Source organism: Cohnella cellulosilytica (assembly GCF_042431195.1).
Lineage (GTDB): Bacteria > Bacillota > Bacilli > Paenibacillales > Paenibacillaceae > Cohnella > Cohnella cellulosilytica.
The window spans coordinates 139,232-164,135 of sequence record NZ_JBHMDN010000020.1 but is presented as its reverse complement, the minus strand read 5'-3'; the positions used below and the strand labels follow the sequence as shown (position 1 = coordinate 164,135).

20 protein-coding genes and 1 CRISPR repeat array are annotated in these 24,904 nt (G+C 54.5%); of the genes, 9 read left to right on the top strand and 11 right to left on the bottom strand.

The window, feature by feature from the left end:
• Positions 1-119: 119 nt before the first annotated feature.
• Positions 120-623, top strand: coding sequence for a hypothetical protein (locus ACFFT4_RS15895; protein ID WP_378049219.1), 504 nt, complete (start codon positions 120-122; stop codon positions 621-623).
• Here ACFFT4_RS15895 and ACFFT4_RS15890 read toward each other — a convergent pair.
• Positions 601-1,059, bottom strand: a complete 459-nt coding sequence (locus tag ACFFT4_RS15890; RefSeq protein ID WP_378049217.1) for a GNAT family N-acetyltransferase — start codon at positions 1,057-1,059, stop codon at positions 601-603. The two genes, ACFFT4_RS15895 and ACFFT4_RS15890, sit on opposite strands and share 23 nt — an antisense overlap.
• A 236-nt stretch (positions 1,060-1,295) precedes the next feature.
• Here ACFFT4_RS15890 and ACFFT4_RS15885 point away from each other — a divergent pair, with 236 nt between their 5' ends.
• From ACFFT4_RS15885 to ACFFT4_RS15860, 6 genes are all read left to right on the top strand, one after another.
• Positions 1,296-2,081, top strand: coding sequence for a class I SAM-dependent methyltransferase (locus tag ACFFT4_RS15885; RefSeq protein WP_378049215.1), 786 nt, complete (start codon positions 1,296-1,298; stop codon positions 2,079-2,081).
• A gap of 179 nt (positions 2,082-2,260) precedes the next feature.
• On the top strand, positions 2,261-4,609 hold the full coding sequence (locus ACFFT4_RS15880; protein WP_378049213.1) for a helix-turn-helix transcriptional regulator: 2,349 nt from the start codon (positions 2,261-2,263) through the stop codon (positions 4,607-4,609).
• 421 nt (positions 4,610-5,030) lie between these two features.
• The gene (locus tag ACFFT4_RS15875) at positions 5,031-6,677 is read left to right on the top strand and encodes a type 2 periplasmic-binding domain-containing protein (RefSeq protein ID WP_378049211.1); all 1,647 of its coding nucleotides are present in this window, start codon (positions 5,031-5,033) and stop codon (positions 6,675-6,677) included.
• A gap of 112 nt (positions 6,678-6,789) precedes the next feature.
• Positions 6,790-7,710 (top strand): ABC transporter permease, encoded by a 921-nt coding sequence (locus ACFFT4_RS15870; RefSeq protein WP_378049209.1) that lies wholly within the window; start codon positions 6,790-6,792, stop codon positions 7,708-7,710.
• A gap of 87 nt (positions 7,711-7,797) precedes the next feature.
• Complete coding sequence (locus ACFFT4_RS15865; RefSeq protein ID WP_378049479.1) at positions 7,798-8,625, top strand: carbohydrate ABC transporter permease; 828 nt, start codon at positions 7,798-7,800, stop codon at positions 8,623-8,625.
• Between the two features lie 149 nt (positions 8,626-8,774).
• The gene (locus ACFFT4_RS15860; protein WP_378049207.1) at positions 8,775-8,993 is read left to right on the top strand and encodes a hypothetical protein; all 219 of its coding nucleotides are present in this window, start codon (positions 8,775-8,777) and stop codon (positions 8,991-8,993) included.
• A gap of 212 nt (positions 8,994-9,205) precedes the next feature.
• Positions 9,206-10,156: direct repeats of the CRISPR family, unit length 32 nt; unit sequence ATTTCAATCCACGCATCCGCGTAGGATGCGAC.
• Positions 10,157-10,389: 233 nt separating this feature from the next.
• On the opposite strand, the gene cas2 is transcribed toward ACFFT4_RS15860, so the two are convergent.
• The 7 genes from cas2 to cas3 are packed head-to-tail and all read right to left on the bottom strand — an operon-like array spanning position 10,390 to position 18,327.
• Positions 10,390-10,680 carry a CRISPR-associated endonuclease Cas2 gene (cas2, locus tag ACFFT4_RS15855; protein ID WP_378049205.1) on the bottom strand — a complete coding sequence of 97 codons (291 nt, stop codon included), beginning with the start codon at positions 10,678-10,680 and terminating at the stop codon, positions 10,390-10,392.
• Positions 10,681-10,690: 10 nt separating this feature from the next.
• Complete coding sequence (gene cas1c, locus ACFFT4_RS15850; RefSeq protein ID WP_378049203.1) at positions 10,691-11,722, bottom strand: type I-C CRISPR-associated endonuclease Cas1c; 1,032 nt, start codon at positions 11,720-11,722, stop codon at positions 10,691-10,693.
• Entirely contained in the window at positions 11,719-12,375 is a 657-nt protein-coding gene (gene cas4 / locus ACFFT4_RS15845; protein ID WP_378049201.1) for a CRISPR-associated protein Cas4, read from the bottom strand. The genes cas1c and cas4 overlap by 4 nt, the downstream gene beginning before the upstream one ends.
• Positions 12,365-13,228, bottom strand: a complete 864-nt coding sequence (gene cas7c, locus ACFFT4_RS15840; protein ID WP_378049199.1) for a type I-C CRISPR-associated protein Cas7/Csd2 — start codon at positions 13,226-13,228, stop codon at positions 12,365-12,367. Before cas7c ends, cas4 begins: the two co-directional genes overlap by 11 nt.
• A 15-nt stretch (positions 13,229-13,243) precedes the next feature.
• A complete protein-coding gene (cas8c, locus tag ACFFT4_RS15835; RefSeq protein ID WP_378049197.1) occupies positions 13,244-15,124 on the bottom strand; it encodes a type I-C CRISPR-associated protein Cas8c/Csd1 in 1,881 nt (626 codons plus the stop codon).
• On the bottom strand, positions 15,121-15,840 hold the full coding sequence (gene cas5c, locus ACFFT4_RS15830) for a type I-C CRISPR-associated protein Cas5c (RefSeq protein ID WP_378049477.1): 720 nt from the start codon (positions 15,838-15,840) through the stop codon (positions 15,121-15,123). Before cas5c ends, cas8c begins: the two co-directional genes overlap by 4 nt.
• Before the next feature lie 57 nt (positions 15,841-15,897).
• Complete coding sequence (gene cas3, locus ACFFT4_RS15825) at positions 15,898-18,327, bottom strand: CRISPR-associated helicase Cas3' (RefSeq protein ID WP_378049196.1); 2,430 nt, start codon at positions 18,325-18,327, stop codon at positions 15,898-15,900.
• 590 nt (positions 18,328-18,917) lie between these two features.
• On the opposite strand from cas3, the gene ACFFT4_RS15820 reads away from it, so the two are divergent.
• Complete coding sequence (locus ACFFT4_RS15820) at positions 18,918-19,919, top strand: AraC family transcriptional regulator (protein ID WP_378049194.1); 1,002 nt, start codon at positions 18,918-18,920, stop codon at positions 19,917-19,919.
• Here the strand turns inward: ACFFT4_RS15820 and ACFFT4_RS15815 are convergent.
• Complete coding sequence (locus ACFFT4_RS15815; protein WP_378049192.1) at positions 19,907-21,484, bottom strand: alpha-L-rhamnosidase-related protein; 1,578 nt, start codon at positions 21,482-21,484, stop codon at positions 19,907-19,909. The two genes, ACFFT4_RS15820 and ACFFT4_RS15815, sit on opposite strands and share 13 nt — an antisense overlap.
• A 214-nt stretch (positions 21,485-21,698) precedes the next feature.
• On the opposite strand from ACFFT4_RS15815, the gene ACFFT4_RS15810 reads away from it, so the two are divergent.
• The gene (locus ACFFT4_RS15810) at positions 21,699-21,785 is read left to right on the top strand and encodes a putative holin-like toxin (protein ID WP_378049475.1); all 87 of its coding nucleotides are present in this window, start codon (positions 21,699-21,701) and stop codon (positions 21,783-21,785) included.
• 220 nt (positions 21,786-22,005) lie between these two features.
• Here the strand turns inward: ACFFT4_RS15810 and ACFFT4_RS15805 are convergent, their stop codons facing one another.
• Positions 22,006-23,394, bottom strand: a complete 1,389-nt coding sequence (locus ACFFT4_RS15805) for a glycoside hydrolase family 32 protein (protein WP_378049191.1) — start codon at positions 23,392-23,394, stop codon at positions 22,006-22,008.
• A complete protein-coding gene (locus ACFFT4_RS15800; RefSeq protein WP_378049189.1) occupies positions 23,381-24,901 on the bottom strand; it encodes a helix-turn-helix domain-containing protein in 1,521 nt (506 codons plus the stop codon). Before ACFFT4_RS15800 ends, ACFFT4_RS15805 begins: the two co-directional genes overlap by 14 nt.
• Between the last annotated feature and the right edge of the window lie 3 nt (positions 24,902-24,904).

Here is a 24,904-nt window from a genome sequence, read left to right as displayed (position 1 = left end):
GGGCCGCTCGGAAAGCCATAAAACGGAGCTCTCTTATAAATAGACAGCGCTGTACTGAACGCTTATCGACAGCTGGATATCAGATGTATCTATCTCCTTCCGATTCGCCGGAGCCGAGGATGGACGAACAAGCTCCTGTGGCAGGCTTATTCGATCCGTCGGGGCCGCTGATAGGCGAATACGCACGCATGGCGGGCTTATTCGATTCGCCGGGGTCGCTGATAGGCGAATACGCACGCGTGGCGGGCTTATTCGATCCGTCGGGGTCGCTGATAGGCGAATACGCACGCGTGGCAGGCTTATTCGATTCGCCGGAGCCAATGATGGACGAACAAGCTCCTGTGGCGGGCTTATTCGATCCGTCGGGGCCGCTGATAGGCGAATACGCACGCGTGGCGGGCTTATTCGATTCGCCGGAGCCGAGGATGGACGAACAAGCTCCTGTGACGGGCTTATACGGTGCGCCGGAGCCGAGGATGGGCGAACAAGCTCCTGTGGCGGGCTTATTCGATGCGTCGGGGCCGCTGATAGGCGAATACGCACGTGTGGCAGGCTTATTCGATTCGCCGGAGCCGACGCCCATCGGCTCCCGCTCCTCCTCTATTGCAATTCAAGAGTCATAAAGGCGCTGTAAGGATCCTCCGCGTAGTCGGAGAACGGCTCGCAGTAGCGAAAACCGAAGCTTTCGTACAACGTTCTGGCCGGGACGAACGACTCTGTCGCTCCCGTCTCCAGGCTGAGCCGGTGATAGCCGCGCCTTCCGGCTTCGTCCACGATGTGCTGCAGCATCCGCCTGGCGACGCCTTTTCTCAAGTGGGCCGACGCCGTTCGCATCGATTTGACCTCCCCGTGCCGCCCATCCAGCTCTTTCAGCGCGCCGCAGCCCATCAGCTCGCCTTGTTCCCATACGCTCCAGAAGGTGACGTCCGACCGCTGCAGCCCGCTCAGATCCAAGGCATGAACGCTTTCGGGAGGCGACGTCTCCATCATCGATGCCAGATGCTGCCGAATCAGCTCCCTCACCTCTTCACCCGTCAAATTGTCCAGTTTGATTTTCACATTTATCCCCCCTGCAGTCCAAGCCGGTTACTTTTTCCGAATGCTTTAACGATATCAAATCTCCGTCCCGGCCGTCCACGAGCAAACGAGCGGCCTTCCTGCGTTTCACAAGAGGATTTGGCGGAGCACTCGGGGAAAAACTAGGAAGAAAGTTGACAGCCCGCTTTCGGCTGCTACAATGTAACCCCGGGACAAAAACGGAAAAATGCGCCAAGTGGCCAAAAAGGAGGACGTTCATGCAAAAGAAACTGTCCGCGGCCAACAAGACGGCATGGGAAACGAAAGCATATCAGGCCTGGGAAAGGACGTACGGGACGCCGGAGGCTCTCGCGAAGGAATTGAAACGGACACACAAACATCTTCTGCGTTACTGGCTGAAATACATCGGAGACCCTGCGGGTCGGCGCGTGCTCAACCTTCTTGGCTCGAATGGCCGCAAAGCCGTCTCACTTGCGCTCATGGGGGCCGCCGTAACCGTCGTGGATATTTCGGAGGAAAACCACCTGTACGCCATGCGGACAGCCGAAGCCGCAGGAGTTCGAATCGACTACCTGTGCGCCGACGCAACGGATATCCCGGATGAAGAAAAGTTGGGACAATTCGACATCGTGCTTATGGAGTTCGGCATTCTGCATTATTTCGCGGAGCTCGATCCGATTTTCTCGACGGTTTGCGAAAGGCTGAAGCCCGGCGGACGGCTGCTCCTGACCGATTTCCACCCATTTGCCCGCATATGGAAAAGCTTCGAGGAGCGTCGGACGCCCGGCGACTACTTCGATCGCACGTTTCGGGAAGGAGACGTAGCGTTCGCCCAACTGCTGCCCGAAGAAGATCGCGGCGGCTTAAACAAGGTGATGACCCGCGGGTGGACGGTCGGAGACATCATAGCGGCGATCTCGAAGACAGGCTTGCTCGTCCGAGCCTTCGAGGAGTTTCCCGCCTCCTCCGCTCCCGGCCTTCCGGAGTTTTACACCCTGGTCGCAGATAAAATCGAGGCGAAGCTGCCTCCGCTTCATCCCTGACTGGGTCAGTCGACGGAACGGCAGCCCCCAGTCGACGACAGGCGCCGGTTTTCCTAGCAAAGCCGGCAGCCTGGGCCGGGACGCAAAGCGCCCGAACCGAAAGGAGTTCCGGGAGGGCTTGTCGAACATTGTAGAAAACGATTCGTTCGGCATGCCCCTGAAGGAGGATCTATTTTTACATGTGGAAGAGGTTCCTGCTCCGGAGAAGGAGCGTTATCCTGACCTGGCTGTTATCCTATATGGCCGTCCTGTTCGTCCCTCTTCTTATCAGCGGCTTCGTCTATTCCCGCTCCCAAGAGCTGCTCAAGAGCGAGATCCACCATGCGAACAACGTCCTGCTGCAGGAGGTTCGCGAAGTCATCGACAACCAGGTCGACAGCGTAAAACGGCTGACGACGGAGCTGATCTGGAACGTGCGGCTCCGGGCCTTCATGTACTCCAGCCTCTATTCCGGCCCGGAAAGCTTGGACGGAGAGCTGTACAATCTGCACGTCGCGGCGAAGGACTTGGCCATCTATCGGACCTTGTACCCCTCCATTCGAACGTATTACGTCTATTGGAAAAACATGGACCTCATTTTCGAACCGGGCATCTACCGCGACCATAAGCTTGCTTACGAGACGATCCACGAGAACGACGCCATCTCCTACGAGATCTGGCTGAACCTGCTGCAGCGCAAAAACGCGGGAGGCTTCATCAAGCTGGCCAGCAAGGACGCCAAGCCCAGCACGCTGGCTTACATTCAATCCTTTCCCGGCGAACGGCTGGAGAGCTCTCCCGGCACGTCGGTCGTCCTCCTCGATACGACGAAATTAATGGAGACGATTCGCAACGTTCAAGCCTTCAGCGAAGGCCAGGTGCTCGTCCTGAATCCGGAAAAGCAAGTGCTGGTCTCGACGGACAGCACCCAGCAGCCGCTTTATCTGTCCAACATCGCCTTCGAAGGACAGAGCGGCTCCGCGTTCGAGGAATACAAGGGCGAGCCGTCGGAGTTCATGTACATCAAGTCGAGCAATTCGGAGCTGATCTACGCCACCGTCGTCCCGAGCACCCTGGTCTGGCAGAAAACCGACTCGCTGCGCAGCATCATGTATATCGGCATGCTGATCAGCATCGTCGGAGGCCTTATTTTGTCGGCCTTGTTCTTGCTGCGGAACTACAGCCCGATTCAGCGGCTGCTCCGTCTGCTCCAGACGGTCGAGAAAAGGGAAGCGGCTCCCGTCGGGGACGAGTTCCACCGGATTCAGCAAGCGATCTCGGATACGCTGGACGAGAAAGGCCGGATTTATTCGCGAATGAAGCAGCAGTCCACCATGCTTCGTTCGAATATGCTGACCCGCATGCTGAAAGGACGAATGGACAACCGGCTCGCGCTCGACGAATCGCTGACCGCCTTCGACGTCCATTTTCGCTCGGAGAGGTTCGCCGTTATTCTGTTTTACGTCGACGACGAACGCTTCTTCGAGCATATCGACGCCGTATCGGTCCGGGACAAGTCGCGCCTGCTCGAATTCATCGTCGCCAACGTCGTTGAGGATTTGGCCGGCGAGAAGCATCAGGGCTTCGCCTGCGAGATCGACGACAACATCGCGTGCCTGATCAATCTGACCGACGGTCCGCACGAAGGGCTGCGCGAGGATCTGCGGGAGATCGCCCTTCGGGCGTCCCGTTTTCTGGAGGAGAAATTCCGCATCGACACCCTCGTCTCTCTGAGCGGCATCAAGTCGTCCCGTCAGGAGATCGCCGAGGCTTACCGGGAAGCGGTCGACGCCATGGAATACCGGATCGTCGTCGGAGACCAGGACGTGTCCGATTACGACGAGCTGCGGCGGGAAGAAGCGCTCGCTCCCCCGTCCGATTACTACTACCCGATCCAGGTCGAACAGCAGCTGATCAATTTGATCAAAGCCGGGGAAGCCGACGGAGCCGAGGAAATCGTGCGAGGGCTGCTGGCCCGGAGCCGGGAGCGCGCCTCCCTGTCCGTGGAATGGGTCACCTGTCTGATGCACGATCTGGTCGGCACTCTGCTCAAAGCCGTCGGAGAGATCGGGGGCCCCGCGGACGGATTGGCCGCCCGCATCGCCCAGTTGGTCAACTGCGAGTCGAGTCAAGAGATGGAGATCCAGCTCGCCAGAGCCGTCCGGGAGACGTGCGACTTCGCGCGGAGCAGGCAGAAGGAGAGCAGCAGCTCCTCCCGCAATCTGGCGCTATTGGAGCGCAGCCAGGAAATTCTCGCCTTCATCTCGGCCAACTATCGGGAAGCGAACCTGAACATCTCGATGATCGGGGAGCGCTTCGGAATGACTCCGACCTACCTGTCGAAGCTGTTCAAAGATCAAACCGGACAAGGCCTGCTGGATACGATCAACCGCCTTCGCATCGAGGAAGCCAAGACGCTGCTGCAGGGCAGCAAGGAGAGCATCAAGTCGGTCGCGTCCCAGGTCGGCTTCCACGACATCAATACGTTTATCCGCACGTTCAAGAAATATGAAGGAATTACCCCGGGACAATTTCAGAAGCTGAGCTGAAAAGTTCCGAACAGTTGCCGATACAGGCGCAGGTATGTCCTGGAGACTGCCTCATACGATCGTGAAATCGTCTTGCAGCGGGTTTTCCGTTCCGCGTTTTACGATCGTATAGGAGTGGAAGGATATTCTTGTGCCTATTCTTTATGGGATCTTTCATGGGCCAAAAGGGCGATTTTCGGGAAATTGCCGATGCCGATTGCGATTTCGTCGATGCCAGACGAGATTTGGACGATGCCGCTTGGCATGTTGACGATTCCCTTCCAGAGCGGCTTCGGCGCATAATCGATAACGAGGCGCCTCACCGCTTACGAATATCGCGAAGCATCCGCCCCGGGCGGTTACCTTGCGCAAGCTTACCGAACATACCGCATATTGCATTTCAAAGAAAATCAAGACGACTATACGGGAGGGTATACCAAGTATGAAGTTCCAAGCTTCGAGAACGTCCAAAGCCGCGGCGCTCGCGCTGACCGCGGCCATGATGACCTTCGTCGCGGCCGGCTGCTCGGGCGGCGGCAACGACAAGGAAGCGGCATCTCCGTCCGCCTCCGCCCCCGCCGCAAGCTCCGACGCTCCTTCGCAGGAAGGCGCGGAGGTATCCTATCCATTAAAGACAGACAAGACGCTGACCTACTGGGCCGAATACAACACGACCAAGTCGACTATCGACGAGGTTCCTTTCTTCCAGGAGTGGCAGCAGCGCACAGGCGTGCCGCTGAAGTTTATCAGCCCGCCGACGGGACAATCCAAGGATGCGCTCAATATTTTGCTGGCTTCCGGGGATTTGCCGGACATGATCGAGTTCGACTGGTTCAACTTCCCGGGCGGTCCCGAGAAAGCGATCGCCGACGGATACATCCTGCGCTTGAACGACGTCATCGACCAGTATGCTCCGAATCTCAAAAAGTTTTTGCAGGAGCATCCCGATATCGACAAAATGCTGAAAACGGACAGCGGCAGCTATTACACGTTCCCGTTCCTGCGCGGAGATCCGATGCTGCAGGTGTACCAGGGGCCGATCATTCGCGGCGACTGGCTGAAGGAACTGAACCTTCCGGTGCCCGAAACGATCGAAGAGTGGCATACGACGCTGCAGGCTTTCAAGGAACAGAAAGGCGCGGTCAGCCCGCTGTCCTACATTTTCTCGGGAGAGTTTCTCAATAACGGAGCGTTCGTCGGCGCGTTCGATACGACCCGCGGCTGGTTCCAGGAGGACGGCCAGGTTCGCTTCGGCCCGATGCAGCCCGGCTACAAGGAGTTTCTGAGCACGTTCCGCCAGTGGTACACGGAAGGCCTGCTCGACAAGAACATCGCCAACGTGGACGGCAAGGCGCTGGACGCCAACATCACGACCGGAGAGACCGGGGCAACCGTGCAAAACTCGGGCGGAGGCATCGGCAAATGGATGCCGCTGCTGCAGGAGAAGGACTCGGACGCCGAGCTCGTCGCCGCGCCGTATCCCGTGCTCCGCAAAGGAGATATGCCTAAATTCGGCCAGAAGGATCCGCAGTTCTCGAACAACGGCAACGTCGCCATCACGTCGAGCTCCCAGAACGTCGAACTGGCGGCCCGTCTGCTGGATTGGGGCTACAGCGAGGAAGGACATATGTATTTCAACTTCGGACAGGAAGGCGTCAGCTACGAGATGAAGGACGGCGCTCCCGTCTATACGGATCTGTTGATGAACAACCCCGAGAAGCTGTCTCCGTCCCAGGCGATGTCCCTGTATATTCGTGCGAACTTCGCCGGACCGTTCGTTCAGGACAAACGGTACATTACGCAATATTTGGCGCTGTCGCAGCAGAAGCAGGCGCTTGAGGTATGGTCCAAAACCGACATCGACAAGTACAAGGTGCCGCCGGTCACGCCGACCCCGGAGGAAGCCTCCGAGCTGGCGCAAATCATGAACGACGTGAACACGCTGGTCGACGAGATGACGCTCAAGATCATTTTGGGCAACGAGCCGATCGACGCTTATGACGGCTACATGGACAAGCTGAAGTCGCTCAAGATCGACCGGGCCGTCGAAATTCAGCAAACGGCGCTGGACCGGTATTCCCAACGCTAAAAAACGTGTTCGCGAAAGCGGCCTGTCCCGTAAGTCGGAGCGACCAAAATGATCCATTAAGGTGGGCTCTCTAATACTTATGGGACAGACGCTTCGGTCAGGAAGGTGAAGCATGAACAAAACGGCTTTCGGCAGAAGATTCGTCCGGGATTTCCTGACGAACAAATATTTGTACGCGATGATGATCCCCGTTGTCGCGTACTATCTCGTCTTCCAATATACGCCGATGTACGGCGTGCTGATCGCCTTCAAAAATTACGTGCCGGCCAAAGGCATTCTGGGCAGTCCGTGGGTCGGATTCGACCATTTTCAGGCGTTCTTCGACAGTTACTATTTTCTGAGAGTGTTAAGCAATACGATCATTATCAGCGTCTATTCCCTGCTCTTCGAGTTTCCTGCGCCGATCCTGCTTGCGCTCCTGATCAACGAAGTGCGCAGCCAGCGCTACAAAAAGTTCGTCCAGACCGTTACCTATATGCCGTATTTTATTTCCATGATCGTCATCGCCGGCCTGATCCGCGATTTTACGGACAGCGGAGGCGTCATCAATACGCTCTATTCGTATTTCGGCGGAGACGGCACTTCCATGCTGCAGCACGCCGGCCTGTTCCGTCCCATCTACATTCTGTCCGAGATCTGGCAGAAGATCGGTTGGGAATCGATCATTTACCTGGCGGCACTGATGGGCATCGATCAGGATCAGTACGAAGCGGCGCGCATCGACGGAGCCGGCAGGCTGAAGCAGATCTGGTACGTCACCCTTCCCGGTATCCTGCCGACAATCGTCATTCTGTTCATTCTGCGCGTCGGCAACCTGCTGAACGTCGGCTTCGAGAAAATTATTTTGCTGTACAATCCGATCACTTACGAGACGGCCGACGTCATCTCTTCGTTCGTCTACCGCAAAGGCTTGTTGGAGTTCAACTGGAGCTACAGCACCGCGGTCGGCGTGTTCAACTCTGTCATCAATCTGACGCTGCTCGTGCTGGCCAACTGGCTCAGCCGCAAAATTACGAAAAACAGCTTGTGGTAAGCAAGCAGCATGCTTCATGTTCACCAGGAGGTGTCGGCCTTGAAGAACGGCCCGGCGGATCGGATCACGCTGCTTGCCATCAATCTGATGCTGCTCGCGCTGGTCGTCGTGACCCTGTATCCGCTTCTGCACGTCATATTCGCTTCGTTCAGCAGCCCGGCCGAGATCGTCTCGCACCGGGGCCTGCTCTGGAAGCCGCTCGGCTTCAGCCTTGAAGCCTACAAGCTCGTCTTTGCCGATCCGCGTGTCTATATCGGCTACCGGAATACGCTGTTTATCGTTATCGTCGGCGTGGCGCTTAATCTGCTGATGACGGCGATCGGCGCATATGTGCTCTCGCGCAAGAACGTCATGTGGAACAAGTTCTTCATGATTATGGCGACGTTCACGATGTTTTTCAGCGGCGGTCTCGTTCCGCTGTACTTGGTCGTCAAAGGCGTCGGTCTGACGAACACGCTGTGGTCGACGATTTTGCCTTTTGCCATCTCGACCTTTAATCTGATCGTAATGAGAACCTCCTTCCAAAGCATCCCGGACAGCCTGGAGGAGTCGGCCAAGATCGACGGGGCGAACCACCTCGTCATTCTGTTTCGCATCGTTATCCCGCTGTCGCTGCCTGTGCTGGCCGTCATGGGGCTGTACTATGCGGTCGAGAAGTGGAACGGCTGGTTTTACGCCTCCATCTTCATTCAGCAGCAGGAGCTGTTCCCGCTGCAGATTTACCTGCGGGAAATTCTCATTCTGAGCTCGACGGACACGCTCTCCTCGGGAGCAGCGGTCGGCGAGCAGTTCCAGATCGGGGCCACGATCAAGTACGCGACCATCATGGTCGCCACGGTACCGATTCTGTGCGTCTACCCTTTCATTCAGCGCTTCTTCGTGAAAGGCGTCATGATCGGCGCTCTGAAAGGATAACGTCGCGGCGAATCGTTCCGTATCCGCCGGCCCGAAAGACGGATTACGATTTGTCAGAACTTTCGTCTGGAATTCCCCTCCATTTCGATCTGCGTCCCATACGCTTATAATGGGATTGCCAGGCAACATGAACACAAGGAGGAAACCGGATGGATATTAAAGGAAAGATCGAAGAGATCGTAGCCCGCGTTAAAGAGGACAAAGAGTTCTCTTCCAAGTTTATGAGCGACCCTGTAAAAGCCGTTGAATCCGTCATCGGAATCGACCTTCCGAACGACCAGATCAACGCGCTGATCGAAGGCGTTAAAGCGAAGCTGACCGCCGACAAAGCCGGCGACATGCTCGGCTCCATTAAAAAATTGTTCTAATAGGCAGACAAAGACGCCCCGGGAGCGGTTTTCCGGGGTGTCTCTTTGTTTCCATTCTGCATGGTTCTTCTTTATATCAATCTTCTCAAGAATCTCATTCACGTGGAATGCGACATTCCTTATCGCGGCTCCCCGTCTCGGGACCTTCATTTCAATTTCACATCCGCGTGGGTTACGACAATCAAGGTCATGATCTGACTGACCCGCTCTATATTTCAATCCACGCATCCGCGTAGGATGCGACGACAGCCGGGACAGCAAGCGGACGAGCCGCGAATTTCAATCCACGCATCCGCGTAGGATGCGACATGTTCGCCGCGCTGGCCGAATTTACCGTAGAGCATTTCAATCCACGCATCCGCGTAGGATGCGACTGGCTAAACCCGATATGAACGACACGTTCGACGAATTTCAATCCACGCATCCGCGTAGGATGCGACTCTACTCGGGCGGTTTAGGCGGTCGCGGAATGTTATTTCAATCCACGCATCCGCGTAGGATGCGACTTTACCCTTAGAGACTTCTTTGCTTATTCTAACATTTCAATCCACGCATCCGCGTAGGATGCGACTAGAGACGCGCACCATCGGAATACCATGTTCCGTATTTCAATCCACGCATCCGCGTAGGATGCGACGGACCGGAGGAATGGCCCCGCGATGCGGTGATTATTTCAATCCACGCATCCGCGTAGGATGCGACAAAGTTATGGAATAGTAACGATTGGGCAATACAAATTTCAATCCACGCATCCGCGTAGGATGCGACGATACAATTGACGATTCCAGCTAACCCCATTTTTATTTCAATCCACGCATCCGCGTAGGATGCGACATCGAAAGCCGCTCGCGCCCTGCTGATGATTTCCATTTCAATCCACGCATCCGCGTAGGATGCGACCTGTATTCCTCCACATCATTCCCCGTAAAAATGGATTTCAATCCACGCATCCGCGTAGGATGCGACTTACATGTTATAATTAGGTATAACCTAAAGAGGAGATTTCAATCCACGCATCCGCGTAGGATGCGACTGATTATCGGTCCAGACGGTCTAGGACCATCGGATTTCAATCCACGCATCCGCGTAGGATGCGACGCCAGACGATCGCTTGTCCATCACAACGGGCTTATTTCAATCCACGCATCCGCGTAGGATGCGACAGCGATTTTTGGAACAAAAAGGGAAATACAATCCCTTTTCAGGCTTCAAATCGCATTAATCAACTCAGACCCACAACCGATTATCCACAAAATGTAAATAATAACCAAAAACTCACTTATTTTTGGTGCGAATCCCCCGGGAAAATCATGTGAGCCTCACATTCGCACCAGAGGTTCGCACCGATTATACACCCTTGATTCACTATATCCAAGAGGCATTTATTACCCGCCAGTCAGAAAATCAAAGGCCCTTCCAAGTCGAGAGACTGCTTGGCCCCTACATGCTCCACTTTACTCTTGTAATTGTTGCCCAACTGATAGAATCTGAGGCTGTCCGTCTCTTCATCAATAAGTTCAATGAGCCTAAGCTTTAATGACGTGAACTGTGCGGCATCAACGATACACTCGAAGACAGAGTTTTGAACACGTTGCCCATAAGCAAGACAGGCTTTCGAAACCTGCCGCAGCCTGCGCTGTCCAGCGCTGCTGACGGTACTGACATCGTAAGTTATAAGTACGAGCACTCCCGCTCACCTACTTCCATAAAAAAGGCGGATATTCGTCCAAGTCCCCGCGCAAATATCTGGCCAGCAGCAATGACTGCACATGGGGCAGCAGTCCCCAGGAAATTTTCTCTCCCAAATACGGGTGCGTGATTTTTTCTTGCTTCTTGCTCTGCCATTCACTGAGGAAGCTTCTCCGAACTTCATCCTTCATGATAACGGCGCCGTTTTCTTTCTTCAGGAAGTCGTCCTTGCTCACCATACGCTTATTAATGAGAGTAAGAACGAATTTGTCCGCATAGACGCCTCTCAGTTCTTCCATAACATCCAGAGCCAAGGAGGCACGCCCCGGACGATCGCGGTGCAGGAACCCGACATAAGCATCCAGACCGACGCCTTCCAGCGCCGATGCAACGTCGTTAGCCAAGAGCGTGTACGCGAAGGACAGCATCGCATTGACATTGTCGAGCGGAGGCCGTCGGGAGCGTATGTGGAAATAAAAGTCTTCCTTCTGCTGAAGGATCATCTGGTCCAACAGTTTGTTGTAGCTTATAGCGGCCTGCCCTTCCAAACCTCGTAATCTTTCCAAATCCTCGCAGGCTCGAACCTCCAGAATAATCGCGGAGAGTTGTTGGGAAACCTCCTTGAACTTCTCCACATCGACGCGCATCGGATAATCCCGGGTTGCTCTCTCGATCATCCACTTCTGATTATAGATTTTGCCAACAATAAAATTACGTGCGATATGCGCGGACTGCGTCTCATCCTCCGAAACTCGATACTGCCTCTTCCGTAGAACTACGTTCCCTCGGCTTTCTCCAATGACGCGAGCGAGGAATCGACCATTCATGGTGAGAAAAACCATGGATATGTTGCGCTCCGCACAGTATCCCATCAGAGCAGGGCTAGCGCCGGTATATCCAAACGAAACGACAGATTCCAGATTGTGCAGTGGTACCCGCCCCAGCTTCTCCTGCTCTTTCTGCAGCACGATATTGTCGCCGTCGAGCGATAAATAAACGTCCGGCTGAGTCACAAACAAAGAGTTAAGCAGCTTCTTCATTCTCTGATTTTCCCTTCGACATAGCTTTTCACCGTTCGTTTGTTCATTAATTCCGGCAGACAAACCGATTCAAGAGAGCAGCTGCGGCAGAAAGAACCGGTTGTCACCTTCGGCGTATGTCGGCGTTGGTAATAATCCTGCATCTCCGCAAAGACCGATTTCACTTTCTCTTTGACTTCGATCGTTAGCGGAACTTCGACCCTTTGCTTGATTTCGTTGTAAAACAAGTAGCCGATATCGACGGGACTGAGCAGCATTTCCTCCAGACAGATCGCTTGCGCAGCCAGTTGCAGAACATCCTCGTCCTTCAACTTCGGTCGGCCCCGCTTGTACTCCACCGGATACGCGAGAAACTTCCCTTCGGCGCCGGCAATCTCCACGCCCCGATCATCGCGGATAAACTCGACCACGTCGCAAATCCCCGTAATTTTCAACTGATTCGACTTCACCGGCATTGCGCGAACGATTAGTCGATCTCCCCGCTTTTCCCGCGTAAACGGCTGATCCGCTTTCCGATGCAGATGCTGGCCTTCAATCGTCCGAACGTTTTCCTCCCATTGCTGCTCGATATGAATGAAGGCCCACTGCCGCTTGCAAAACTGAAAATGCTGTATGCCCGACAGCATCAAATATTCGTCTTCTTTATTGTCCATCGATCATCTCGATAGTCAGCCCTTCCAGCCTTTGCACCTTGAACTCGTAGTCGGTGAATCCTTTCGGCTCCTCGGACAGTTTCTCCCAAGACAGGGAACGATGAACCTTCGCGGATGAAAATTGGCCCATTTTGGAGCGATGCTCCCACCAGTATACTTTGTGAACTTCCATGCTCCCTTCCGGTCTGGCCGAGGAAGCGTCATTCTCGAACAAGGTGATCAGCGCTTGCTTGATTTTCGCGGCATCTTCATTCGTAAAACCGGTTTTCTCGGCTAACTGCGTGTTGATGCTCCCGTAGAAAACGTAAACCCCGGAATCGACCCGATGCTTCATCCCCATCGTATCGGAGCCTCTCTCCTTACCTGGCTCGGAATTAACGCTCTTCGTAATCTGCGTGCTGGTAATGTCGATGGGGTCGAGACTTGTCGCCGTATGGATCGACACCGGTCCCCTGACGCCGACAGATACGCTGGAACCGCCCTTGTCCGCCTTAAAGGCAAATACTTGCCCGAAGCTGCGAACGTCCAGCCATTCCAAACAAGCGATTCTGGCAAACTCATCATTGGACGCCGACTTCGATTTCAAAATCTTCTCCAGTTCGGCGTTAGCATCGGCACGCTCTCTCAAGCTGCCATAGGCATCTGACTTCCGATCGTTGGACTGCACGAAAATCGCTTCCCCCATATCCTGAAGCCGGTTGCGGATTTTACGCTTGATTGCAACGTCCGAAATCTCTCCGTAGCCGTCATAATTTTGCCGAGGACGGTTGCCGTTTAACGGATCGCCGTTGGGATTTGCTTTCGTTACGGACAGAACAACTGCAAAATCGATTTTATGATCCAAAATCGTCATCTCGATCTCTCCCTCTTATTTGGATGCTTCCGCTGCGTCTTCATGGTTGTCCTTCTTCTGATACAGTTCGTGGCGCTGGCTGTAGAAGCCCAGCAAGTAAAGCCCGGACAGCGGCTTGTTGTTAAAGTCTGCGATCTGAATCTTTGAAGCCACTTCATCTATAATTTTCGACAAATAGGTTCCCTTCGTACCCAGTCGTGCCTGATAAGGCTGCAAGCAGGACTGAATCGTGCTCCAGGTTCTCTCCGGATGCCTGGCAAAAGCGTTCATATAACGAATAGCATTAGTCGCGCGTGTTTCCTCCGAACCCAACGCTCTTCGTTCAAGTACGTCAGCAACGGCCAGCAAGCGACCGAACAAATAATCCCGTTGATTATTGCCCTCGTCTATTGCCACGTTTAATTCCTCCTCTCCATTAATCAGAGCACAAGCGATACTTAACGTTTTCTCCCATTCCCAGTTGTCCATCGCGACCGGATTAGAAGCGCGATAAAACGCGCTTCTAACAATATCTTCGGGAACCTTCCGCTCATCTGCAATGCATGGGAAAATACGCTCTACCAGCCCTTTGACAATCTTCTCGTCCGCTCGTGGTCCATAAGCCGCAAAAGCAATATCCCTCGGCGCAGGCGCCCCGTAAAATTGGATGAACTCTCCGGCTTCATTTTTACGGTAACGATGCAGCCAGACGTGCATGGAATGCCACTTGACCAGCCGATCGATGTATAACTGCTTGTCCATATTCCGGTAATAGAGTACGGCCATACGTCCTGTTGTCGCGGAATCCAGAATTAGAATGTTGACGTTCTCTCTGGATTCCTTCGCAATTCGGCTTCGATACCCGTCGAGCGCCTTGGCGACTTCTCTCGCGTACTCGGGATAGGTATACGATATTCTCTCCTTAACCTGTGCGGTTTCCGGTGCAAGAGAGAACAAATCCTCGGTTAGTCCAGGCTGATCAAGTTCATCATTGCCCCAGACCAAAAATACACGTCCGTCAATGATTTTGCCCTGGCGATTAATCAGCCATTTCAGCGCATTATGCGCTTTCTGAGATACCTCGTAGCTGATACTCGCCGCTTCCCGGCTCAGAGCGAACCGCCCCCGGAACGTAAACCCGCTCGTATCGTTGGCCGAGATCAGCTTCGCTTTATCGCCTGCGTTGCGGATTTTATTCGCATGCTTGTCCGTACCCGGCTGCCGCCGCCCCGTCACATAACACAAGTCCTCGTCGCTCAACCGACTGCCGTAGTATTGAACGAAAGAATCGTACATTTCCGGGTCTTTCCACACGACATTAAAATCATCGTCCGAACGGACATTAAATCGAACGAACAAGCCCTCCGGGCCGCCAACCATTACGGAGAAAATAGGAGGCTTCACACCCTCCTGCTCCCACTTGTCGAGCAGCCGTTTATTCGCATCTGTGTATAAAATCCGTTCCTTCACTAAATCCTCGATTAGCCTGCCTTTACGCAAGTAGCGATAGATACTGATGACTTTAGGTACAGCATACGGCGATTCGGCCCATTCTCCCAACTGCTTGATATAAGCCGCGAAGGGATCTTCCTTCTTGGCTTCCCCACCGTAGGTGACAAAATCACCCGCAACATAGCTCAGCTTGTCATGTAGCGGATAAGGAGCAACCTTCGCTCCGGCGCGGCTGGCGGAATCTTCGGTGCAGGGAATCAACGTGCTGGCATCGTTTTTATCAATCGCTTCTGCGGAATGGAATTCTCCGTCCGGAGTAATTTGCACCTCAATGTGGGCATTTTGCGTCGTGTGGGAGATCGGCAGCAGCGTAAATTCCTGATTGTTGTATGATTTTTTCTCGATTTCGCCGACGAGGTCCAGATTGGACTCATAGGTTTGATACAGGTTTAACAGCCAACTCATGGATTCCCCCCCACTTCCAATTGTGCAAGCAACTCGTCCGCCGATTCAACTTGGGCTGGATCGAAGCGCTTGGGCAGCATATTCGCAATCGCTCGCACTTGGGTACATTGCTCAGGTCGGATAAATTCGATGATGCCGTTCCTCATGACCGGGCTCCACAAACGAACTTCCATTTGATCTCTGCCTGTCTCGTCGGGATAGTTAAGGCCGTGAACCATCGTGCCGAGGTGGATGTCGCCGTAGCCGTCATAGAAGCTCTCTCCCTCTCCGAATGTGCAAGGCTCCACATAACCCTGACACTCCCTGGAGCCCAGGAAAATATCCCGGCGTCCTCCCACATTCAAAGCTCTTTTAAGGATATTGTGGTGCTTATGCTCGTTCCGGTCGTAAGCCATATCCGGACGGTTCAGGTTGAACTCGAAGTGTGCCCGCACCTGATATTCGACATCCTTCAGATACGTATAGTTAGCCAACGTGTTGCCTCCGCCGTACTCCATCGGGCGGATGCCCTTCGACTCCATGCGAATCGCCTTCATCACCCGGATTTCATCCACAATCATGATTAAGGTAGGCTTCCAATAAATTGATTCGAGCACGCCTTTAATCGCCTGATAGGTCGGGACTTGATAAGAGAGTTTCTCTCCCCCAAGCTTTGTTAGCGGGTCGGTGAATAGGGCGTATTTGCCGAACAAGGTGAACTCTATTGAGTTTCTGATAGGAAACACCTCCTTTCCCTATTATCTTTTACAATTTGAAACAGGTTTCCCGCTCCTTCAAAACATACTCAGATCGAATCCACTATCTCCTTCCACATCCAAACCATACTCCCGATGATACGCCCCCTCCCGCAGCGCCCACACCTTCCCGTCCAACAGACTGACCAAGCCGTCGTTTTGCGCCAGCTTGTCCAATTCGTATTTGAACACGTTGACCGAGTATTGCTGCGCTTTGCGCAGCAGCTGCGACAGGTTCTCGATCGTCCCCGCTCCGTTCAGCTCGGCAATCAGGTCTTTGCCCTCATCCCCATAGGGAACAAGAACCGATGTCGACATGCTCTCGATCACTTCAAAATGCTCGGCTGCAGTTCGGTAGCTGTTGACGATAAACAACGGCAGGGACTGGCCTTTGCTTCCCGTATACGCAAGGTTATAGGAGTTGCTCTTTCTATCCGCCATCAACAACTCGACCATATCCTTCTGAAGCTGGCGAACTGAATAGTTCAAGCTGGATTCGAACCCCTTATAAAACTCCTTAAAATACCGTTCCATCGCCTCAACCGACAAAATCTGCCCGCCATATTTGCCGGGGTCGAGCTTGAGGTCCGTCAAAATTTTCCGCGTGATCCTCTTCCCCGCTTCGATTTCCGGCAGTCGGTTCAAATTCTCTTCGGCATGATCAATCACGTACACATTCTGTATGTCCCGCTTCCCATGGCGGTTACACCTTCCTGCCGCTTGAGCGATGGAATCCAGCCCGGCAAGCGAGCGAATAACACAGTCGAAGCTGACATCTACACCGGCTTCAATCAACTGTGTGCTAATGCAAATGACTTTTTCTTCGTTGGACAGATGTTCTTTCACTTGATCGAGAATCTGTTTTCGGTGTGCGGCGCACATCGAGGTGCTTAAATGGAATACTGGAACGTTGCTACTCTCCAGCAACCCAAACAGTCTTTTGACTACGGTTTTCGTGTTCAGAATGACCAGCACGCTCTGAACCTCACCGATTTTCTCCGCAACGAAAACCGCCAGCTTCTCGCTGTTGTACGCTTCCTCCGTTGCTTCGTCAATAATGTCCACACGTTTGAAGGATTTGACGACCTGACCCAGATGCCCAATCATTTCTCCATCCGCACTCATCTCCAACCTGCGCTCAACGAAACCAAGCTCGGGTTGCGTCGCTGTACACAGAATCAGACTGGATTTCCCGTATGTTTTCAGGAAGTTAAGCGCGTGATTGAACAAGGAAATGCATTTCGTCGGGACCTTCTGTACCTCGTCGAAAATAATGACCGCTTCACTCAAATTGTGCAGCCTGCGTATGTTCCTGCTCCCTTTCGCATAGAAAATATCCAGAAACTGCACCAGCGTCGAGAAAATAATCGGCGAATCCCAGTTGTCCTTTGCCAGCTTGAGCTTCTGCCGCACCGTGATCCTTCCATCTTCATCCTCGTCTTCGTCGTCTCCATCCTGGGCGACATTGGAGTGATGCTCCAGCAGGTTCCCGTCATCCCCCAAAATACTGCGCACATCCGCGGCATTCTGCTCAATGATCGTCGTATACGGTACAATGTAGATAATCCGCTTCATTCCATAGTCGATCGCATGCCGAAGAGCGTAGCGCAGGCTGGCTAACGTTTTGCCGCCGCCCGTCGGAATCGACAAGGTATAAATGCCTGGCGGTCTTTCCGCAAACCGCTCGCATTGCTGCGACATCTCTCTGCGCAAGCGGTTGATCGGCGATCCCGCATCGGCATTCTGCTCGTAACTCTCGATTCTCCTCATTAATTTATCGTAATACATGTCAAATAGAGCCTTGCGGTCCTCTTCCGGTTCAAGCGGCTGGTTTTCCTCAAAGGCTCTCGTATTGGAACGATCGGCGTCAATTAATGCACTAAACACATATTTGGTTAGGAACATGAGCTTGCTTTCCTGACTTTCCGGGGAAGGCCGGGTCAGATAAGCCTCCAATTCTTCAACAGCCTTGGAGACGTACAGACTAAACTCCGCCTCGCTCATTACTTCCTCGAAAAACCGCCCCTTGGCTTCCGCAAACTCGCGCAGCTCCTTGTCCCGAACACGACGCAAGTAATCCGATTCCAGACTCTCATTTAAATAATCATGAAGATAAGCATGGTGAGAAATGATAGCATTTCCGACCACCTCTGCTAAAATCCACGGATAGCGATCCGGCTGACCCGAATGCAACCTTTCGTAAAGCAGCCTCCCTCCTGCTGTGGCATGGTCAACGCTTCCTCGCTTCGGAGGAGCATCCGGATTTTTCACTGCCTCCTCCAGGTACTGCTGGAATTCCCGCGTGTATTTGCCCAGATCATGGAGCACTCCTGCAAGACCGGCAATATGCCTAACACCAATCTTCTCCCCGGAACCTTCCGCCAATTGCCGGACCTCCAGCAAGTGCCCCTTCACACTTTGACTTGCCCCATCGCCGGCTCGTACATGTGCGACATATTCTGCGACCAAGGGATCACCTTCTCACTTTTGTTGAGACGTATATCCCTATATTCAACAAAAATCCCTAAAATTCCTTTATTTCGCATGAAAATATTCATAGGACTTAAGATTCATGGAGGATTAATACAAAAACAGGAGGAGCACGGATAAATGCAGTTCGACATTTTTTACGAGGATGTTTTTATGATATAATTTTCCATGTACAACCGCCTTGGGTAGGAAATACATACCTCCAGCAGGAGGTGATGTATATGTCGTTTTCGCTTTTAGAAGTTATCGGACTAGGAATGTTCCTCTTAGCCCTACTAACTTACCTAAAACGAAAATAACCTGCCCTAAGGTTAGCGCCAAGGGGGCAGGTTATTTTCTGTCATACTCAAATTTCTTTTCTTTGCTCGGAGGCTTCCCACTCAAGCGTTGTGCGGGAGAACGGTGTTGGCGCACCGTTCTTTTTTATGATTTAAGTGTAAATCACCAGCCGCATTTTTGCAACGTTGCCGTCACACTGAATGGATACCGATCCCCGGGGGGACGAATTGAAGCAATCCCGCCCCGCATATGTTATATTTTGATCAATATTCAAAAAAGTAGGGTTGCGCATGAACCATCTTCAATTGGACGAGCTGCTTCGGGGTCTGGATGCGGTCGAACGCATTCAGCTCCGTACGCGCGAGAATGTCAACGACTTCGACGGCGGAGAGCTTGCGGACGAGCCCGACGGAATTCCCCGCATGCAGGGCAAGTATTTTTTCGGAAACGATTCGGTGTCCGTACACAAGCATCACCGATTCGCCGTCATGCCCGTCCATAAGCACGATTTTATCGAGTTGAACTATATGTACTCCGGTTCGTGCGAGCAGCGGATCGACGGCCGGCAGTTGACGCTGCGCCAGGGCGACGCCTGCTTAATGGATCGCAATGTGCCGCATGGCATCGCGCCGTTGGAAGAAAACGATATCCTTGTGAACCTGCTGCTGCGCAAGGAGGCGCTCGCATCCGCTTACCCGGACCGCATGCCCGAAGGAGGAGCGGTCGCAAGCTTTATCGCCCATACCCTGTCCGAGCGGCAGCGGCACGGAAGATACATCGTATTTCGTCCCGGACCATATGCGAAGCTGCACGGTCTGATGCGCGATATGATGTGCGAATTTTTCGACCCGGACGGACATTCCGCCGATCTGCTGCGTCACTGCGTGCCTATTTTGCTCATCGAGCTGATGCGTATCTACGACCTTGATCTCAACTATGAGCCGGAGCCGTCGCTTCCTCAAGGGGTGATCCGCGATGTGCTACTCTATATGGAAGAAAATCCGGGAAGCTGCACGCTGGCCGAGCTGGCCGAACGCTTCCACTTCAGTCCCAAATACTTGGGCAGCCTGTTGAAAAGCCGAACGGGCCTCACCTACACGGATTGGGTGCAGCGACAGCGGCTGAACCGGGCAGCTCGGCTGCTCATGGAAACCGACGCAAGCGTCGATGAGGTCGCCAGGCAGTGCGGGTACGAAAGCCTTGGATTTTTCTACCGGAAGTTCAAAGCCCGCTTCGGCCGGACGCCCCATGATTTCCGAAACGCTCCGCGCTCGGGGTCTTATAATCCGTAACGGCGGATCAGGTAAGCCGGCGTACAGCTCCAGGCATGGCAGTAGCTGTTGATCAGGGGGCTACCGTACGGGGAGAAATCCGGATTGCCCGGATCGTACAGCTCCCAGAATGTATCGGCCCCGTTCTTCAGCATGCCTCCCCAATATTGCTTGACGAGGTCCACCGCCTCGTCCTTCAAGCCGACAACAAGAAGCGCCTCCGCGAGATGATGGTACATGTACGGCGTCGTCGGCGCGATGTCCGGCTTCGTGCTCAGCAAGCGCCGCATCAGCGTTCTGTTCTCTTCCGACGGCAGAACTTCGGCAAGTGCCATCCAGATTTGCGCGGCCCAGGATACCTGACGTCCTTCCCCACTGACGAAAAGGCCTTGCTCCGAATCCCAGAGGGATTCCACTGCCGCCCTCTCGGCATCTGCGAGCCGGCGTCCGAATTCGCCGACGCTACCGCAATCGACCGCCTCGGCCAAACGAATGGCCCGACGCAACGCGTAAATCAGAACGGCATGCGACGGGGCTTGCTTATTTAGCGATTCATGCCAATCGATGAACGACCACCACGTTTCCTCGTCCCGCACGATACCGCTGTCGTCCAGCCTCTCCAACGCCAGCTCCACTTGACGGCGCGCAGTCGGCCATAGCTCTTGCAACGTATCCCTGTCCCCGGTCGCTTCATAATAATCGTACAGGGTTACAGTGAAAAACAACGAATAATCGAACAGATACGTATCGTCCGCGATCAGCTCCGGCGCAATGAACAGATTGGCGGATACCCGCCCGCGTTCGTCGGAAACCCCGGCGAACAGATACAGGCAGCGCTTAACGAGCGCTTCGTTGCGGAATGTCGCGTAATTCGCCAGCGCTTGCAAGCGCAAGTCGCCCAGCCACAATCGGCGGTCCCGCTTCGGTCCGTCCTCGAATACGTCCTGCATGCAATCCTCCAACGTTCTCACGCTGATCCGGTCGATATCCCGCAGCAGCGGATCGACATGATCGAACGGGATAACGTTCGCTCTGTCCGCCGAAGTAACGGTCATACATTTCAAATTAAAAAAGCTTACGCGATACTTGGGGGAAGTGTCCAGCACTTCTAGCTTCACATATCGGAAGCTGTAGCGCCGCGGCAAACTCACCTTCCCGGGGAGTACGTCTACGTATAGCGTCTCCTCCTGCAGCCACGAGCTGCTGAGTGAACCGTCGTAGCTTGCGAACGGCACCGCCATCTCGACCGGCATCTCTCCGAACGTCATTCTCAGCTTCAGCGGCGCATCCGGAGGACTGCCGACCGGCCTAACCTCGAACGACAAGTATCCGACGCGGTGATCGCCGAAATCGGCGATCACCGACTGCCCCTTCCCGAGCTCCCGGCTCTCAAGCGAGCCGATCTCCGCATCGCGCACCGCACGCCATCCGTGCATCGCCGTATCGTCGGCTTCGACTCTCGCAAGCTGAGCCGGTTCGACCTCCTCGCTAAATAATCCGGGTTTAAGCTCATCTGCAATCCAAATGAACCGTTCGTTGCGCACAATCGTCGTCCGAACCGCTTGAAATTCGGCTTGATTCGACATGATCCTCGACCTCCATCGTAACGTTTCCTCCAACCTACCTCTTTTCGTCCGCCGGCAACATGCCCGATCGCCTTGTTTTTTTATCCGATGACCGGATTTGGCCAAAAAAAAAGAACGACAATTTTCGTCGCTCGATTGACAAAATATAGTATAATTGGACATACAACAGTATAGGCTTGCAAGGGCGGTCGGCTAATCTCCCGGAAGGGAGGTGATGCCCATGACCGTATTCGAAGGACTTATACTTATGCTAACGTTCGGTTCGCTGATCGTTGCGATACTGTCCTTTAAACGAAAATAGACCGCCCTAGCCAAAGGAATCGGTCTATTTCCAACCTTTTCTGAAGCCTACCGCCCTTAATAGCGGCTGTTGTGGGGAGTCGTGTTAGCCGCACGGCTCCTTTAACATGAATCTCATTCTGAGTATATTATAGCATAGCCTACTCAGAAACGTCATACTTTTCCAACAAGTTGTCATTTCCCAAGCCGGAGCCGCTTCCCATTCCCCTTCGAACGATCCCCTACCCAATAGCCGCCGAGTTCATCGCCCATACCTGCCAATTTTTCAAGAGAACCTCTCCGTCCGAACGAATCTGGATGCCGTCGCTGTCGGCCAAAGACGGGTACACCCGAGCGGACAGGCATGTTTCTTCGTTGGCGAACACTTCGACGGTCGACCGGTCGACGAAGATCCGCAGCTCGAGGGAGTCGCGGGCGCCGGAGGGCAGCTTGCCTTCGACCGGAGTTTTGTGCGTATTGAGGAACAGGCTCGATTGCGAGCGGTCGATAACGATTCGATCGCCGGAGAAGTCCACGACAATATCCGTCCGTTCCCGGCCGCACGGGGATTGAAGCACGGATAGCGTTACCGCGCCGCTCGCGCCGCCTGCGCCCTCGAGCTCCAGCGCGCATTCGAACGTATTCGAACGCATCCCCGCATCGACAGGAGCCGCCCCTAAGCGAACGTTATCCCATGCCTGACGCTCGCCCCTCAGCTGCGAGAGCTCGGGAAGCGGCGACATCCGAATCGAGCCGTCCGCATTCAAGGACACGAGGCGCGGCAAAGCCAACGCCCCCGCCCATTCCGCGGGCTCCGGAAAATCCTCTCCCCTTCCCTCCGGCATCCAGCCGAGCAGCACGCACCGTCCTTGCTCGTCTACGAAGCCCGACGACGCGTAGTAGCCTTCGAAGCCCGCGTAATCGGCGGTTCCGCGGTAGTCCGCTTCCAGCGCTCCGTCGGCATTGATCGTCCCAGTGATGTAACGCACCTGCGCGCTCGGAGAATAGAACAGCACCGTTTTCTCTCCGAACCGGAACAGATGCAGGCATTCCCAGATCCATTCCTCGCCCCGATGGAAAATCCCCTGGTAGCTCCAGCTCTCCAAATCGTCGGAATGATACAGGAACGCGCAGCCCTTGCCCTCGTGTATTCCGCCGACGATCATTTTCCATCCGTCTACGTCCTTCCAGACAAACGGGTCTCTCCACTCCGTAATTTGGACGTCTCCATGCAGCTCCGAAGTCAACAAGGGGTTGGAGACCGGCTTCTGCCACGCCTGCAGGTCCTTGCTTTTCGCCATCCATTGCTGCGCTCCCGTCGTCGCGTTCCGTTCGTCGCGCCCGATGCTCGAATAGAACAGCTTCACCTCGTCGCCGTCGATAACGGCGCACCCCGAGTAACAGTGCCATTCCCCCAGCTCCCGCGAAGGCGTCAACGCGATCGGCTTGCGGGTCCAGTTGACCAGATCCGGACTTGTCGCATGCCCCCAGTGGATATCCCCCCATTCCGGAAGGAACGGATTATGCTGATAAAACAGATGGTACTCGCCGTTCAGATGGAACGGGCCGTTCGGGTCGTTCATCCAGTTGCGCCGAGGCGTAAAGTGGAATATCGGTCTATATCGATCCATATTGATCGCTCCTTATATTTTCTTCCCGGAATTGCTGGGGAGAAAGCTGCTTCACCCGCTTAAAGACGCGCGAGAAGTATTTCTCGTCCGCATATCCGACTTCCTTGGCGATGTCCGCGATTTTCTTGTTCGTTCCGACGAGCAGGGCGGCGGCCTGATCCACCCTCTTCCTTTTGACATAGTCGACGAAGTTCACGCCGGCCGCCTCCTTGAATTTGGCCGAAAAATAGGAGGGGCTCACGTACATGGACTGCGCAATGCCTTGCAGGGAGATGTCGTTCTGGTAGTTTCGGTCGATGAGACGGATCGCTTGCTCGAACAAGTCGCCGTTATCCCGTTCCGCATGCACGGACGATCCGGTCAATCGGCGGACGACCTCGAAGAGCCAATCGCGAATATCCGCGATGCTGTCCATGCGGTTCAGCGCCGCCACCAGAACGTCGATCTCCGAATCGGGGTCCGTCTCGACGCCGCTTTCTTTCATCCGGTTGTTCAAGCCCATCAGCACGTTCATCGCCACGAGCCTCACGTCGGGGATCGCGAATTTAAGATGGTTCACGACCGCCGTCAAGTACCGCTCCAACGCCTGAAGAAGCTCATCGGCGCGGTTCAAGTCTATCCACAGCCGAATATCCTCGTACTTCGGCGCTTCCAGCGGCTCCCCGGCCAGCGAGGAGGCGATCTCGTCGTAAACGAACCCCCATCCTCCTCCATGGAGACGGCCGTAATCGACCATCTTCATCGCTTGACGATAGGAGACTTCGATTTCCGCCCCGCGAACGATGGAGCCGATTCCCGCAATCGCATCCGGATACGGTTCCGTTAAACGGCGAAGCCGGCTATGGATTTCCGTCCGCAAGGCTTCCGGGCTCTCCGCCGCCCGGACGTGCGGGATACAGACGGCGACGTACTTCGTCCCGATCGGAACGACCCTCCAGCCGCAGCCGGCCGCGATCTTCTCGGCCTCCGGCAGCAGCCGATTGCGTTCTTCGGAAGCCGCGCCTATCGTCGCGACGCTGTAGAAGCCCGACAGCCCTTCGCCAGGCGAAGTCTCCCCTCTCAGCCGTTTGACCAACTCGGCCGCAGCATTTTCCCGCTCCGCTTCCTTCCTCCTCCGCTCCTCCTCTTGTCTCGCGTCCAGTTGGCACCGAAGCTTGGCGAACGTCTCCTCCAATTCGTCGAACAGGTTGAGCTTCAGGACGTACGCCGAAGCTCCAAGCTCAAGCCCCTGCTTGGCGAAGCTGAACTCCTCGTAGCCGCTCAGCAGCACGACCTCGCACTGGGGCCGGATTTCCTTCGCCGCCTTCAGCAGGTCGAGACCGCTGAACGCGTACATCTTGATATCCGTCAGCAGAACGTCCGGCCGAATCGATTCGAACAATTCCAAGCCTTCTTCCCCGCTGGCGGCCAGCGCCGCCACCCGAAACCCCCAACTCTCCCAAGGAACGGCCTCCTTCAACCCTTCTCGCAAAATTTCCTCGTCGTCTACGATGATCAGAGAGAACACGGT

Coding starts and splice junctions, on each gene's coding strand:
- ACFFT4_RS15895 (WP_378049219.1), top strand. CDS start 120: ATGGACGAACAAGCTCCTGTGGCAGGCTTATTCGATCCGTCGGGGCCG.
- ACFFT4_RS15885 (WP_378049215.1), top strand. CDS start 1,296: ATGCAAAAGAAACTGTCCGCGGCCAACAAGACGGCATGGGAAACGAAA.
- ACFFT4_RS15880 (WP_378049213.1), top strand. CDS start 2,261: ATGTGGAAGAGGTTCCTGCTCCGGAGAAGGAGCGTTATCCTGACCTGG.
- ACFFT4_RS15875 (WP_378049211.1), top strand. CDS start 5,031: ATGAAGTTCCAAGCTTCGAGAACGTCCAAAGCCGCGGCGCTCGCGCTG.
- ACFFT4_RS15870 (WP_378049209.1), top strand. CDS start 6,790: ATGAACAAAACGGCTTTCGGCAGAAGATTCGTCCGGGATTTCCTGACG.
- ACFFT4_RS15865 (WP_378049479.1), top strand. CDS start 7,798: ATGCTGCTCGCGCTGGTCGTCGTGACCCTGTATCCGCTTCTGCACGTC.
- ACFFT4_RS15860 (WP_378049207.1), top strand. CDS start 8,775: ATGGATATTAAAGGAAAGATCGAAGAGATCGTAGCCCGCGTTAAAGAG.
- cas1c (WP_378049203.1), bottom strand. CDS start 11,722: ATGAAGAAGCTGCTTAACTCTTTGTTTGTGACTCAGCCGGACGTTTAT.
- cas4 (WP_378049201.1), bottom strand. CDS start 12,375: ATGGACAATAAAGAAGACGAATATTTGATGCTGTCGGGCATACAGCAT.
- cas7c (WP_378049199.1), bottom strand. CDS start 13,228: ATGACGATTTTGGATCATAAAATCGATTTTGCAGTTGTTCTGTCCGTA.
- cas8c (WP_378049197.1), bottom strand. CDS start 15,124: ATGAGTTGGCTGTTAAACCTGTATCAAACCTATGAGTCCAATCTGGAC.
- ACFFT4_RS15820 (WP_378049194.1), top strand. CDS start 18,918: ATGAACCATCTTCAATTGGACGAGCTGCTTCGGGGTCTGGATGCGGTC.
- ACFFT4_RS15815 (WP_378049192.1), bottom strand. CDS start 21,484: ATGTCGAATCAAGCCGAATTTCAAGCGGTTCGGACGACGATTGTGCGC.
- ACFFT4_RS15810 (WP_378049475.1), top strand. CDS start 21,699: ATGCCCATGACCGTATTCGAAGGACTTATACTTATGCTAACGTTCGGT.
- ACFFT4_RS15805 (WP_378049191.1), bottom strand. CDS start 23,394: ATGGATCGATATAGACCGATATTCCACTTTACGCCTCGGCGCAACTGG.